The 12,602-nt window shown below is 63.2% G+C and carries 14 protein-coding genes and 1 pseudogene; 12 read left to right on the plus strand and 3 right to left on the minus strand.

Going from position 1 to position 12,602, the window contains the following annotated elements; translation table 11 throughout:
• The first annotated feature begins 23 nt into the window (after positions 1-23).
• Entirely contained in the window at positions 24-1,052 is a 1,029-nt protein-coding gene (locus tag QM588_RS22795) for a methionine synthase (RefSeq protein WP_283316797.1), read from the plus strand.
• Between the two features lie 140 nt (positions 1,053-1,192).
• Here QM588_RS22795 and QM588_RS22800 read toward each other — a convergent pair whose 3' ends face one another.
• Entirely contained in the window at positions 1,193-2,128 is a 936-nt protein-coding gene (locus QM588_RS22800) for a LysR family transcriptional regulator (RefSeq protein ID WP_283316798.1), read from the minus strand.
• A gap of 26 nt (positions 2,129-2,154) precedes the next feature.
• Here QM588_RS22800 and QM588_RS22805 point away from each other — a divergent pair, with 26 nt between their 5' ends.
• From QM588_RS22805 to QM588_RS22830, 6 genes are all read left to right on the plus strand, one after another.
• On the plus strand, positions 2,155-3,183 hold the full coding sequence (locus tag QM588_RS22805; protein ID WP_283316800.1) for a nitronate monooxygenase: 1,029 nt from the start codon (positions 2,155-2,157) through the stop codon (positions 3,181-3,183).
• 95 nt (positions 3,184-3,278) lie between these two features.
• Entirely contained in the window at positions 3,279-3,719 is a 441-nt protein-coding gene (locus QM588_RS22810; RefSeq protein WP_283316802.1) for an RrF2 family transcriptional regulator, read from the plus strand.
• Between the two features lie 41 nt (positions 3,720-3,760).
• Entirely contained in the window at positions 3,761-4,990 is a 1,230-nt protein-coding gene (locus QM588_RS22815; protein ID WP_283316803.1) for a globin domain-containing protein, read from the plus strand.
• Positions 4,991-5,119: 129 nt separating this feature from the next.
• Positions 5,120-5,911 carry a hypothetical protein gene (locus tag QM588_RS22820; RefSeq protein WP_283316804.1) on the plus strand — a complete coding sequence of 264 codons (792 nt, stop codon included), beginning with the start codon at positions 5,120-5,122 and terminating at the stop codon, positions 5,909-5,911.
• 28 nt (positions 5,912-5,939) lie between these two features.
• Positions 5,940-6,620, plus strand: coding sequence for a hypothetical protein (locus QM588_RS22825; RefSeq protein WP_222089560.1), 681 nt, complete (start codon positions 5,940-5,942; stop codon positions 6,618-6,620).
• Positions 6,617-7,672 (plus strand): hypothetical protein, encoded by a 1,056-nt coding sequence (locus QM588_RS22830; protein WP_222089559.1) that lies wholly within the window; start codon positions 6,617-6,619, stop codon positions 7,670-7,672. The genes QM588_RS22825 and QM588_RS22830 overlap by 4 nt, the downstream gene beginning before the upstream one ends.
• A 192-nt stretch (positions 7,673-7,864) precedes the next feature.
• On the opposite strand, the gene QM588_RS22835 is transcribed toward QM588_RS22830, so the two are convergent.
• Complete coding sequence (locus QM588_RS22835) at positions 7,865-8,053, minus strand: hypothetical protein (protein ID WP_283316806.1); 189 nt, start codon at positions 8,051-8,053, stop codon at positions 7,865-7,867.
• A gap of 48 nt (positions 8,054-8,101) precedes the next feature.
• Positions 8,102-8,536: a hypothetical protein gene (locus QM588_RS22840; protein ID WP_283316808.1), complete on the minus strand. Its 435-nt coding sequence runs from the start codon at positions 8,534-8,536 to the stop codon at positions 8,102-8,104.
• Between QM588_RS22840 and QM588_RS22845 the strand changes: the two genes are divergently transcribed.
• The 5 genes and pseudogenes from QM588_RS22845 to QM588_RS22865 form a co-directional block, all read left to right on the plus strand.
• Positions 8,535-8,714 carry a hypothetical protein gene (locus QM588_RS22845; RefSeq protein WP_222089556.1) on the plus strand — a complete coding sequence of 60 codons (180 nt, stop codon included), beginning with the start codon at positions 8,535-8,537 and terminating at the stop codon, positions 8,712-8,714. The genes QM588_RS22840 and QM588_RS22845 overlap by 2 nt on opposite strands.
• 129 nt (positions 8,715-8,843) lie before the next feature.
• The gene (locus QM588_RS22850) at positions 8,844-9,596 is read left to right on the plus strand and encodes a hypothetical protein (RefSeq protein ID WP_283316810.1); all 753 of its coding nucleotides are present in this window, start codon (positions 8,844-8,846) and stop codon (positions 9,594-9,596) included.
• Positions 9,597-9,674: 78 nt separating this feature from the next.
• On the plus strand, positions 9,675-10,190 hold the full coding sequence (locus QM588_RS22855) for a hypothetical protein (protein WP_222089554.1): 516 nt from the start codon (positions 9,675-9,677) through the stop codon (positions 10,188-10,190).
• Positions 10,191-10,417: 227 nt separating this feature from the next.
• Positions 10,418-11,281 (plus strand): MerR family transcriptional regulator, encoded by an 864-nt coding sequence (locus QM588_RS22860; protein WP_283316811.1) that lies wholly within the window; start codon positions 10,418-10,420, stop codon positions 11,279-11,281.
• A 348-nt stretch (positions 11,282-11,629) separates the two neighbouring features.
• Positions 11,630-12,602: pseudogene (locus tag QM588_RS22865) on the plus strand (ABC transporter); the annotation flags it as partial.

Here is a 12,602-nt window from a genome sequence, read left to right on the forward strand (position 1 = left end):
TTCGAGACCGAAAGGTACAAGAGATGAACGCACTCCTGCCGACCTCGATCGTCGGTAGCCTACCCAAGCCCTCGTGGCTCTCCGAGCCGGAGAAGCTCTGGTCGCCGTGGAAATTGCGAGACGACGAATTGCGTGAAGGAAAACTCGACGCTCAGGCGCTCGCAGCTGACGAACAGCGTCGTGCGGGGCTCGACATCATCAGCGATGGTGAACAGACGCGTCAGCACTTCGTGACCACGTTCATCGAACATCTCGAGGGCGTCGACTTCGATCGGCGCGAAACTGTGCGAATTCGTGACCGATACGACGCAAGCGTTCCGACTGTTGTCGGCGCAGTGAGCCGCAAACGATCAGTGTTTGCCGCAGATGCGACGCGCCTTCGAGCAGTGACCGACCAGCCGATCAAATGGGCACTGCCCGGCCCTATGACAATGGTCGACACGCTCTACGACGACCACTACAAGAGTCGCGAGAAGCTCGCATGGGAGTTCGCGACTCTTCTGAACCAAGAGGCAAAGGACTTGGAAGCGGCAGGCGTCGACATCATTCAGATCGACGAGCCCGCATTCAACGTGTTCTTCGACGAGCTCGAAGACTGGGGAATCGCGACACTCGAGCGTGCAATCGAAGGGCTGAATTGCGAAACTGCCGTACACATCTGTTACGGCTACGGCATCAAAGCCAACACCGACTGGAAGGCAACTCTCGGGGCCGAGTGGCGCCAGTACGAACGGTCGTTCCCACTATTGCAACAGTCTTCGATCGACATCGTGTCGCTGGAGAGCCACAATTCGCGCGTACCTGTCGACATGATCGAACTGCTTCGAGGTAAGAAGGTCATGCTGGGTGCGATCGATGTAGCGAGCGACACCGTAGAGACTGGCGAAGAAGTCGCTGAAACACTCAGGCGCGCACTCCCGTTCGTCGACGCAGACAAGCTTTACCCGAGTACCAATTGCGGTATGGCACCACTCGACCGACGCGTCGCACGAGACAAGATGGTCGCGCTCACCGCCGGCGCGGAACTCCTGCGACGTCAGTTGTCCGAGTAATTCTCTGCCGAGCTCGAAGTTGTGGATGGATTTCGGCCGGATTCCGTCCACAACTTCGAGCTCGACCGAGTTACGTTGCCGTATCTTGTCGTGCCGCACCATCTCGACCTCTGAACTCGCGTAGGTCGCGGTGGGGCAGTTCAAGTATTTTGCCAATCGGTGAAAGCAACGTCGAGAAACCAACGAACGGCTCGTGGCGGCATCGGTCCATCACGCCACGCCAGCCGCACCTGGGTCGGCGGTGCGCCGTCGATAGGGAGAAACCGTAGTCCGGGGTGAGAGATCCGTCGTGCGGCCAGTTCCGGAACGATGCCGATTCCGCGTCCAGCAGCGATGTTCTCGAGCCACTCCTCGAAATTTCGGCAGGTGATCACCACTCGCGGTACACCGTTTTCGGCAATCGGAATGGAGTCGGCTGTTGTGGAACCGGACAGCGTGTTGACCACCAATGGACCGGGTGGGAGCGAGTCCCACCGCACCTCGGTGGCATCACCGAAGGAAGGGTTCGACCGGCTCACCGCAAGAATTCGTCGTTCGGTGCCGACCTGACGAGTCACTGTGCCGGCGGTCAAATGATGTGGGCGACTTCGGTAGAGCGCCACATCGACGTCGCGCGCATCCAGAGCTGCGAGAGGGTCGTCGACGCGGCGCACGTCCACGTCCGCGGCGTATTGACGTACGAGAGAGGCACGCGTGGCAGCGAACCATCCGTCGGGGAGCAACCATGCAAAGCCCAACCGCACGACCGGGTGGTCGTCGAGATCTGCGATCAGCGAATCCACCTCTCCCAGGATCCTGCGTGCACGCCCCAGCACGACCAATCCGTCCTCGGTCAGTTGAGCAGTACGGGACTCGATCAATCGACGCCCGCAACGCTGTTCGAGTTGACGAACCGAACGCGTCAGTGTCGGCTGCGAAACTCGCAGTTCGGCGGCTGCGGCGGTGTGAGTGCCGCAGTCCGCCAGAGCGACCAACGCGCGCAGGTGTCTCAGCTCGACCTCCATACGTCCAGCGTATATCCACCGGTGCTCGGCGTATTGGCCTGCTGCGCCGATGGCTCCTACTCTCGGACTCACTGCCCCACCCTTCTCCAGGAGTTTCGATGTTTCGTTACGAGTCGTTGCAGGTGCCTATAGTCGGAGCGCCGATGGCGGGAGGCCCGACGACCCCTGACTTGGTTGCAGCAGTACGGAATTCAGGTGGACTGGGGTTCCTTGCCGCGGGCTATCTCACCCGGGAAAGGTTGACCGCGGACATCGTTGCCGTTCGCGGTGCTGGCATAGAAACGTTCGGGGTCAATCTGTTCGTCCCCGAGGACGGGCAGGTTGTCGACACCGAGGACATTGCGCGGTATCGCGCGCTGCTCCAGCCTTACGCCGATGATCTCGGCGTCGAACTCCCCGCCGACAGCACCCTTGCCGAAAATATCGACGACTACTGGGAGGAGAAGCTCGACATCGTCGTGGCCGAAGCCATCCCGGTCGTGTCGTTCACCTTCGGGTGCCCGAGTGCCGACATCATCGCCCGCCTGCACGAGGCCGGGAGCGCCGTCACCGTCACCGTCACCAACGAGGAGGACGCCCGCGCGGCGGTCGATGCAGGCGCCGACTCCCTGTGCGTGCAAGGCCCCGATGCCGGCGGGCACCGCTCGACCTTTCGCATCGATGCCGAGAGTTCGGACATTGCCCTCGACGAGTTGATTCCTGCGATACGCCGAGCAGTGTCGGTTCCCCTCGTGGCCGCAGGCGGGATCACCACCGCGTCCGATGTCCGTCGAGTCCTGGGCTACGGGGCAGTGGCGGCTCAGGTCGGAACCGCCCTGCTCCGGTCGCCGGAAGCCGGGACGAAGCCTGCCCACGCCGCCGCCTTGGTCGATCCTCGGTTCACCGAAACGGTGGTCACTCGAGCCTTCAGCGGCCGTCCCGCCAGAGCCTTGCGCAACAAGTTCATCGATCGGTTCGATACCGGATCGTCACGCCAGTACCCCGCCGTGAACACGCTGACCGGCGGCATCCGCAAGGCCGCAGCGAACGACCCTCACGGCATCAACCTGTGGGCCGGTGCCGGGCACCGCAGCGCTTCCGCTGACCCGGCAGCGCGAATTATCGAAGAATTGGCCTCGGAGTTGTGAGGAATGTCCAGGTGTAAAAACCGCACGGATCGTGGTGTTTGAACCCACGCTCCAAAACCCGCATCGGGTGTACGGGATTGAGTACCGTCGTAGACATGCAACTGACTCGCTTCAGCGATCTGGCCCTACGGGCGATGATGTTGCTGGCAGCCGCCGGCCCGGACGGTCCTCGGATGACCACTGGAGCCATTGCAGTTCGAGTCAACGCGTCCGAACACCATGTTGCGAAAGCGATTACACGCTTGGTCGGATTGGGCTGCGTTCGTGCGCAGCGCGGCCGTACCGGCGGGCTCTTCCTCACCGACACGGGCCGATCGATATCGGTGGGCCACCTGATCCGTCAGCTCGAAGGCGATCGCGAAGTTGTCGAGTGCGTAGGGGACCAGCCCTGCCCACTTCTTGCCGCCTGCCGATTGCGGCATGCCTTGGCCGTCGCCAAGGAAGCGTTCTATGGCGAACTCGACCGCCACACGATCGACGATCTAGCCGCGTCCCCGACCATTCCACTCGCAATGGTCGCTTTTCGCTCACCCTGACCTGCCATTTCGATGTCGGCGGTCCATTGGAAGGAACACCTGTGTCCACGTTCGGTCCCCTCACTGTCGATCACGAGCTCCAACCCGATCACGTCGACGTCGTCAGAGCGACGTTGCCGTTGGTGGGTGCCAATATCGACGCCATCACAACAAACTTCTATGCGCGCATGTTCGCCGCACGACCGGAGCTGCTGCGAAATCTGTTCAACCGCGGGAATCAGGCACTGGGAGCGCAGCAACGAGCTCTGGCCGCGTCGATCGCAACGTACGCCGCCCATCTGGTCGACCCGACGCTGCCGCACCCGGACGAAATGCTCTCCCGGATCGGACACAAGCACGCATCTCTCGGAATTACCGCCGACCAGTACTCGATCGTCTACGAGCACCTCTTCGCTGCGATCGTCGACGTACTCGGTGCCGAGACAGTGACGACCGAAGTCGCCGAAGCCTGGGACCGGGTGTATTGGATGATGGCCGACACTCTCGTCGATCTCGAGAACCGCCTTTACGAGAGCGCGGGAGTGGTCGCGGGACAGGTCTTTCACCGTGGAATCGTCACCACACGCACCGAAGATCCGTCCGGGGTAGTGGTGATCGGTGTGACCGGCGACTGGCCCGAGCTTCGAAAGGAGCACCCGGGTGGGTACGTCTCGGTCGGAGTGACTCTGCCCGACGGCGCGCGACAGATCCGCCAGTACAGCCTCATCTCCGGCAGTGACACAGGCGAATTGACGTTCGCTGTCAAGCCTGTCGTCGCCAGCGGTGGCTGCCCGGCAGGTGAAGTATCGAACTGGATCTCGAGCACGCTACGCCCGGGAGACCTCGTCGACATCAGCATCCCGTTCGGTGATCTGCCGACAGAGGACATCTCCGCAGGGCCCGCCGTATTGATCTCGGCCGGCATCGGCATCACGCCGATGAACGGGATTCTCGAACATCTCGCTCTGTCGGGTACGCAATCCGAGGTGTTGGTTGTCCACGCAGACCGTAGCCCCGCCGACCATCCGCTTCGGGCCCGTCAGCGACAACTGGTCGACGCCTTGCCGAACGCCGTCCTCGAACTCTGGTACGAGGAGCCCGGCGATGTGGCCGATGCACACCATGGGCGGTTGGATCTCACTCTTGTCGACCTTCCTCAGGGTGCGACGTACTTCGTCTGCGGCGGTAGCGGCTTCGTGCAGGCCGTCACATCGCAACTCGTCGACTGTGGGGTCGACAAGTCGCGTGTCCATTGCGAACTGTTCGCCCCGGACGAGTGGTTGCTCGGCTGACAGCCACAGCCCCACCATTCGCTGCCGTCGCCTCTAATTGTGTCCGGGAGTCTCGGCGTGTTTACTGGTGCCCGGTGATCTCGTGCCCGTCGGCTTCGTTCGGCGGCCCCCTAGTGCGCGGGCTTTCATATGTGGTTGCAGGAAGTCGAGGGTCGAACCCTCGAACAGTTCGTGTACGACGGTGTGTCGCTGGCCGCTGCAGATTCGATGCGGCGTTTGCCGCCGTTCCACCGAGATCTGTTCGACGACTTCGTCTTCACCGCGTGGGCGGTGGCGGTGGGGGAGAGCGACTGGGCCAGATTCCCGATTGCGTGCATGGGATACCTGTCGGCTGTCCACGGTGATCTGACAGTGGTTCCGCCGCTGATCTCACCCGACACCGCGGCTGTGGTGGCGGGGGTGCTTTCCCGATTCACACGATTCAGATCCGGTGACACACGCGTCGCGGATGGATCACGCATCAACGAGGAGCAGTATCGACTTGCCGAGGACTTGTTCTTCGGTCTCGGTACTGATCGTGGAGACGGCGTAAGTGCGGCGGGCGCGCGGGCGCACAGCAGGATGATGTCGGCGCGCATCGCCGACGGGTTCGTCCATCCCGCCGTCGGCGCGCACCTGTGGAGTGATGTCCCCGCCGCACCGTCCGCGCACCCGAACAGCGGCTCCGAGATCACCGTGCTCGAATCCGTACAGACACTCGTGGCGACGTGGCGCGACTTTCCGGCCGAACGTCCGGGTACAGAACGCGACATACTCACCGCCGCAAGGTGTGTGGGTTGGGCGGGAGTTGTGGCACCGATGGCTGTCGGGGAGTCCGGTGGGTGGTATGTACGCTCCCCCGAGGGGGCGGGCACCGTCGGGGCCGAGGGTACTCGTTCCGGTGATCATTGCTCGCTCGATGCGGACGATGGTTCGGTATGAGGCCGGCGTCGTACTGGGAGGTCGTGCTGTGACGCCGAACCGTCTGGGCTTCGGCACCGGACGGGGAGGCTTCATCGCCCTTGTCGGTCAACTCGTCGATGCGATCGACCGACGAGACCGGTGGGCAATAGCGCGACGCGCGACAGGTCCTTTACTCGACGAGTTGTTGTCCGGTGAATACAACGAACACTTCGGGTTGCCCACCACTTTGGCGGAGCCCCTTGGTCTCGATGGTGCGCCGGTCGTGCTCGTCGACGACGGTCTGGCGATCGTCACCGCGCCGGTGATGCGGCGACACGTCGGCGTAGTGGGCGCTGTGTCGGCGCTGCTGGTGCAGGCCGAGGGCGACAATGGTCCGTGGTTCGCGGCGTCATTGACGCAGGACACGCTGTTGGACAGTGCGTTTCGATGGCGGGTTCAGCACGAGGCGTTCGAGATCGACGCCGACTTCGAGATCATCGCTGCGCACAATCCTCTCGATGCTCGCGCATCATCCATCGATTGGGACGACGACTCGGTGATCCTGCGGCACAGCGACACCGGCGTGACGACCGTTGCGGATGTACGCGCCGAGGCCGCGACGTGGCCGCGGGAGAGTTGGCACTGGCTCGCCGACGACGGGCTCACGTTCACCGGCTTGTTACTGCGTGGGTGCCACCCGGAATTGGTGCGCGATTTCCAGCACTGTCACAACGGAGGTCGACCATGACTGATCTCACCGCCTCGCAGGCCGAGGAAGTTCACACGGTGGCGCAATTCGTTCGTTGCAACCATCCCGATGTGATCACGAGACTGCGCAATCACATTGACCTGCTGGTGACTTCGCGGGGCCGTTCCGGTGACCGCCTGGGCCCCGACGAGCGTCTTCAGGGACCGGCATCGCGGGACGAGACGATCCGCGTTGTCGTTGCATGCAGCTTTCACCCTTACTCCGACGATCTCGGCACATTCGTACCTGAGACCGGACCGGTCTTCGTACGGGTGCGTGTTGTCGGTCGACGCCTGTCGCCGACGGAACCTCCGCTGCGGACGATCGGTTCTCCGAATGCAGCGATTCCGGTGACCGAAGCGGAGGGCTGGGTCCGTGCCGCGCTCGGCGATCGGTGGGCCGACTACGCGTACGAATACAGAGACGCTCGCGAACCGACGGCCTCGAGGGCGGCGTCGTTCCGGTTCGGGTTGATCCTCGACCGCACCGCCGCGCCCATGCTCGCGCCCGACAACTTCGACTGGTCTCGGATCGACGGCCCGAACGAGAACACTGTTCGCAAACTCGCACCCAGCACGGTCAATATACCTCTGCAACAACATCTCTCGAAATTCGGTCCGTACGCGGCGACCGCCGATTATCTCGACCCCAGGACGACTCCCGACGGTAGATGGCGAGTCCGTGTCGACAGCCGCAACGCCGACCCCGGCACCCTCGACACGTTCACTGTGCTTGCCGACAGACTCTGTATCCGCGGCGTGGTGGACACCCGCTTCGTGCCGCTCTCACTCGACCTCGAAGGCCGGATTGCAACGCTGGTCTACCAACTCACCGGTAGCCCCGCACTCTACGACGCAGACGTACCCATCCCGACCGAGCCTGAACTGCGTGTACCGCCGACTGACCGCACGTGGGTCGAGCAGTACGGACACCACCCGCCAATTTTTCCGCTCACGGCCGAGCAATGGGCGTCCGGCCTGTGCGCATTCTGGACCGAGATGGTTGCCTACGGACGTATCGGCGACGAACGGGCGCCTTGGGCAGGGAGGTGACGAATCAACGAACTACGCAGCGGCGAGCCGGATGTCGACACGACCCCGGCCAGGCCACGGCGGCAATTCGTCAAGCGGCCACACACACGAACAGCCTTCGTACTCGGGTGGTTGTGCGGTGAGCGGCTATTTCGATGGGGTCGAGCATCGCGATACGTTGGTAGTTCTCGTTGGTCCTGAAGGCTTTGCCGCTCAGTCGTCACTCTTGATCGCGTAGTTGATACGACGCGGCGCATTGGGGTCGCGCGGAGGTGGCTTCTGGCGTTCGAAGGCCGCCTGGAACCACCCGCCTGGTGGAATCTCGATCTCGGGAGTCGTCCTGTCAGCGAGGTCGAACTGGGTGCCCGTGTCCGGATCGACCTCGTCCCACAATTTTCTCACTTCGGATGTCGTCGAATAGAATTCGCTCGCATCCACGATATGACGTGTCTAGTCGATCCCGAAGTGGGGCCACGCAAAATACACATGCAAAGGACCGGCTGGCGGAACGGGCGTCAAAATGAGGCCGCTTCGACTGTGCAGGCGGTTTCCACCACCGCCGTTGGGACTCAATCCCGTTCGTCTGCCGGGCAGGTTTGTGGAGACGGTTCCGTCGACGTCCTCGAAACCGAGGAGCATCGGCGGCGTGTGATTCGACTCCGGTCTACCGAACCCGTACATACCCAGCAAACGATCGGATTCTCGGACACTGGCTTCGACCGAGAAGGTCATGCAAGTGCTGTAGATTCGTGCACCGCTCAGCCACGCACCGATCCTGTCCGTTTCGGCCAGAATCAATCTCAGAGGTACTACGGCCGGGATTTCGTTGATGGGCACGCCGCGAAAACGCGGTGGGGGTGGGCCGGATGCGGGTGTGTCGTTCATGATCGTCACTCTCCCGCGGACCGATGCGGTGCGCAAGGTCGGATGGCGTTCCGGCATGCCGTCCGGTCTGTTCGCATACGTGCTCACGCTTCGCTGCCAGACCGCGCGGTACGAGAGCACCGGTGGGCGATCGTTGTTGCCCGGTCGCTCGGGCGCGCAGACCTCTCGAGATCGGTAGGTATGAAGTCGACGGATCTTTCGTTTCGGGGCACATGAATCTGCCGTCGTCTCACCACGGCGATGCGGGAATCGACTTGGGCCACTCCGTTCTGACCGGACATGCGGCTTCGTGTGATCTAGTGGGCCCATGGCGTGGAATCCGAAGTCGACCGATTCCCAGGACTGGGACGAACGAGGGCTACGCGAGGCCGACGACGTCGACGCTGGGGCGTGGCTCCTCGAAGGAATCGGAAAGTTCGGCAGCGGTGTGGCCGCGCTGATTCCGCGTATCTTCCCGTCGTACGCGCGAATCTTTCATCCGGCGAGGAGCATCGACGACGAACCGGTCACCTGGTCGGCGGTTGCCCGAGCCAACGGCCGGATTGCGCACCCGGCGATGGAGTGGGGTTTCATCGTGGGCAGCTGGCAAGCCAGCGAGCAGGAGGGCGTTTGGCACGATTCCCCGATGCAAGGTTCGTTGCGGGTAGGCACCACCCGGGCGTTGGCAGACACACTTCGACGCTTCACACAGGCGCCGGCGCAGTGCTGGTTCGGGCACTGGGAAGGATCTGGGTATATCGACGTGCCGTCGAATGAACTTCGACTGCCGATGCCGTCTCGAAATATGGTGCTCTTCGCGGGCGGTATCGATCTCGCCGACACCCAGTTCGGTGCCAGTGCTCGGTTTCCCTTTGGAATGAGCGCCCACCTGTGGTGGCCGGATGATCAGGCATGGTGCGTGGCAACGGACATCGACTTGATGACGACCTACGTCGGGGCGTCGACCTCGTGCATCGACGCACTGCTCACGAACGCCGAGCTCGAGGCGCTGCCCGTGCCTATCACGCAAAGACTCACCTGGGATACCGACACCGTCAACCCGCTACCCGCTTGCCCGTAGGTGAGGGGTTGCCGGTCGAGGAAACAGCACGAGACCGATACCCGGCCCCACGAACGGCTTCACCGTAATGTCCTTTTCGTGACTCGAACTTGGACCGTGCGAACCACCGTTGTCGGTGCTGCCCTCGCGGCTGCGCTTCTGGGCATGCCCGGGGTGGCGTCAGCTCACCATCAGGAGTTCACGCCATTTCCGTACAACATTTCGCTCGGACGAGAGATGTCTTTACCGTGCGCAGGCGAGGTGGGCGGCGACGTGTACACGCCGCACGATCGTCCGGGCATCGCGGTGGTCACGTTGACCTGGCGGACATTCTTCACCAGCGATTGTCCACTCACCGTGTTCGTGAACATGAACAACTTCGATGCACCCTGGGCCGACCCGTACAGCGGTGCCAAGCCAACCGGGGGCTCGTGGATGGTGCACCTGAACTCCGCCGCAATCGGTTTTGTGCCCCCGGAAGGCGGCGAATGGAGCAAGCAGATAGCGATCGATATCGGTTCCGGTAGAGCAGGTTTGACGGTGACGACTGATGCCCCACTCAACACGACTTTGCTCGATCCGGCCGGCAACACTGTGCGCTTCACGGTGGCCTGACGACGCCACAGTCGTCGGACGCACGGAAATCTCCGGGTCCCGAGTCGACTCGAATACGAGGCGTCACTTCGGCGTTCAGCTTCGTCACCCCCCTGGAGGGCCCGGATAATCGAATGCTTCTGAAAACCGTCGCCTTATGCGACGTCACATCAGGCGCGGGCTTGCACCTTCCGTAGCGTCATGTGGTGCAGTGGACGTATCCCGCCCACCGAGGAAGGCAGCAACACATGTTCTCGTCTTTCACCCCGCCGCGCCAGGTCACGATCGGGGGTGCCGCGGCGTTCGTCGGCACCACGCCGCGAGCGATCCGTCACTACCACCAGATCGGCCTGATCCCGGAGCCCGAGCGGGGGAGCGACGACCGCCGCCGCTATGGCTACGACGAGATGATCCGGCTGTTGTGGATCCGCCGGATGGCCGAGGCCGGCATTGCTCTCGACGATATCCGCGACGCCTTGGCGGATGCGCCCGGTACCGCCGACAGCGACGTCGCGCGCATCCTTGATCGGCTCGAAGGGTCCCTCGTTGCCAGGCAGGCCGAACTCGAGCAGCAACGGAAAGCTGTGCAGCGCATGCGAGCTCGGGGGAGCAGGTTGGGCCTGCTCTCCGATGTCGTGGGCGACCGCCTCGCAGGCCTGCGCGAGGGGGCCCTGCGCCAGGACGACCTGGACACCCTGCTCGTGACCGAGCGGATCTTCGGCGAGCTCGGCGCGTCCGTCCAGGCGTCGCGGTTCATCGCCCTGGCCGCCCGCCCGGACCTGCGGGAGGCTTCTGACCGAGTCGACGCCGCCGAAGAGGCGCTCGACGACACGGTAGCCGTCGACGACCCTCGCGTGGCAGAGGTGGCTGCGGAACGGCACGCCTTCGAGACCGCACTTCGCACGGTCATCGACAGCTCCGGCCTGGCGCAAGCAGACGACGGCCGATTCGACGCGTGGGACGAGTTGCACCCCCCGCCCGCCGACGCCGGTTCGGCGTGCGGGTCGACAAGCCTTGCCGAGACCGTCCGGATGATGCCCTACGACTTTTCCCCTGCACGACTGCGATGCATGGAACTGGCCCTGGAACTCGACGGATCCGGCACGACATGAGTCTCCGGAGTGTCGGGTCGAGTTCGATCCGGGGCACAGTCCCTGCTCAGGTCGGAGCTTGGCCAGAATGTGCTGGACTTCGGCTGCTGCCGTAGGCATTACGTGGTGCCTCGCGCACCGTCAAGTAGGCGAGGGCTTCGACGCAGCGCGTCCCGCCGATGGCTCGCGGGTCGACAACGCGTGTGCCGCGAACTGTCGGTGTGCCGAGCAGTTCTATACAGGCACTGTGTGCGGTCACAACTGAAATGAAAACACAGTCCCTTGCCATTGATTTGCAAAACAATTGCACTGCGGAACCAACGTCCAGAATATCGTTCTGATCCGATAGGGACCAGTTAGGCTCGGTCGGTGACGGACTCAACGTGGGACGGGTATGTCCGAGTGCGCGGTGCTACCGAGCACAACCTGGCAGCGGTCGATGTCGACATACCCCGCAATGCCTTCGTCGCGTTCACAGGGGTCTCGGGGTCCGGGAAGTCGTCACTGGCTTTCAGCACGTTGTACGCCGAAGCGCAGCGACGCTACTTCGAGTCTGTTGCCCCCTACGCGCGGCGACTGCTTCAGCAGGTGGGCGCACCCCATGTCGCCTCCATCACCGGCCTTCCACCGGCCGTTGCGTTGCAGCAACGCCGGGGTTCGCCCAGTTCACGCTCGAGCGTCGGCACCATCACCACGATGTCCAACCTGCTGCGCATGCTGTATTCGCGGGCCGGTACCTATCCTGACGGTGTTCCGCTGCTCGCGGCCGAAGCGTTCTCACCGAATACCGTCGCCGGTGCCTGCCCACGATGCGGTGGGTTGGGCGACTTCCACGATGTGACAACGGAACTGCTCGTTCCCGACCCCTCTTTGAGCATTCGGGAGGGAGCGATCGCGGCGTGGCCGGGCGCCTGGCAGGGCGCGAATCTGCGCAGCATCGTCAGCGGCATGGGTATCGACATCGACGCGCCGTGGCGCACGCTGAAGAAGAAGGACCGAGACTGGCTTCTGTTCACCGAGGAGCACCCCAAGGTGTTCATCGAGCCCGAAGAAGGCCGCGTCGACCACAGTTACGAGGGCAAGTTCTGGAGCGCCCGGAGTCACGTGATGCACGTTCTGGCGGACTCGAACAGCGAGCGCATGCGGGACCGCGCGCTGCAGTTCACCGAAACCGTCCGCTGCCCGAAGTGCTCCGGCAGTGGACTGCGCGAAGATGCGCTGGACGTCAGCATCGCCGGCCACTCGATCGCCGAGATCAATGCGCTATCGCTGACAGAACTTGCCGCAGTACTGCGCCCGGTATCCGAACAGTCGGGGGAGGCCGCTGAAGTGGCGGTGCGCA

It is taken from the genome of Rhodococcus sp. IEGM 1354 (assembly GCF_030056855.1).
GTDB lineage: Bacteria > Actinomycetota > Actinomycetes > Mycobacteriales > Mycobacteriaceae > Rhodococcoides.

Bases quoted from the DNA above. Each gene is read 5' to 3' on its own strand.
- QM588_RS22795 (WP_283316797.1), top strand. From the start codon at position 24: ATGAACGCACTCCTGCCGACCTCGATCGTCGGTAGCCTACCCAAGCCC.
- QM588_RS22805 (WP_283316800.1), top strand. From the start codon at position 2,155: ATGTTTCGTTACGAGTCGTTGCAGGTGCCTATAGTCGGAGCGCCGATG.
- QM588_RS22810 (WP_283316802.1), top strand. From the start codon at position 3,279: ATGCAACTGACTCGCTTCAGCGATCTGGCCCTACGGGCGATGATGTTG.
- QM588_RS22820 (WP_283316804.1), top strand. From the start codon at position 5,120: ATGTGGTTGCAGGAAGTCGAGGGTCGAACCCTCGAACAGTTCGTGTAC.
- QM588_RS22830 (WP_222089559.1), top strand. From the start codon at position 6,617: ATGACTGATCTCACCGCCTCGCAGGCCGAGGAAGTTCACACGGTGGCG.
- QM588_RS22845 (WP_222089556.1), top strand. From the start codon at position 8,535: ATGATCGTCACTCTCCCGCGGACCGATGCGGTGCGCAAGGTCGGATGG.
- QM588_RS22840 (WP_283316808.1), bottom strand. From the start codon at position 8,536: ATGAACGACACACCCGCATCCGGCCCACCCCCACCGCGTTTTCGCGGC.
- QM588_RS22850 (WP_283316810.1), top strand. From the start codon at position 8,844: ATGGCGTGGAATCCGAAGTCGACCGATTCCCAGGACTGGGACGAACGA.
- QM588_RS22860 (WP_283316811.1), top strand. From the start codon at position 10,418: ATGTTCTCGTCTTTCACCCCGCCGCGCCAGGTCACGATCGGGGGTGCC.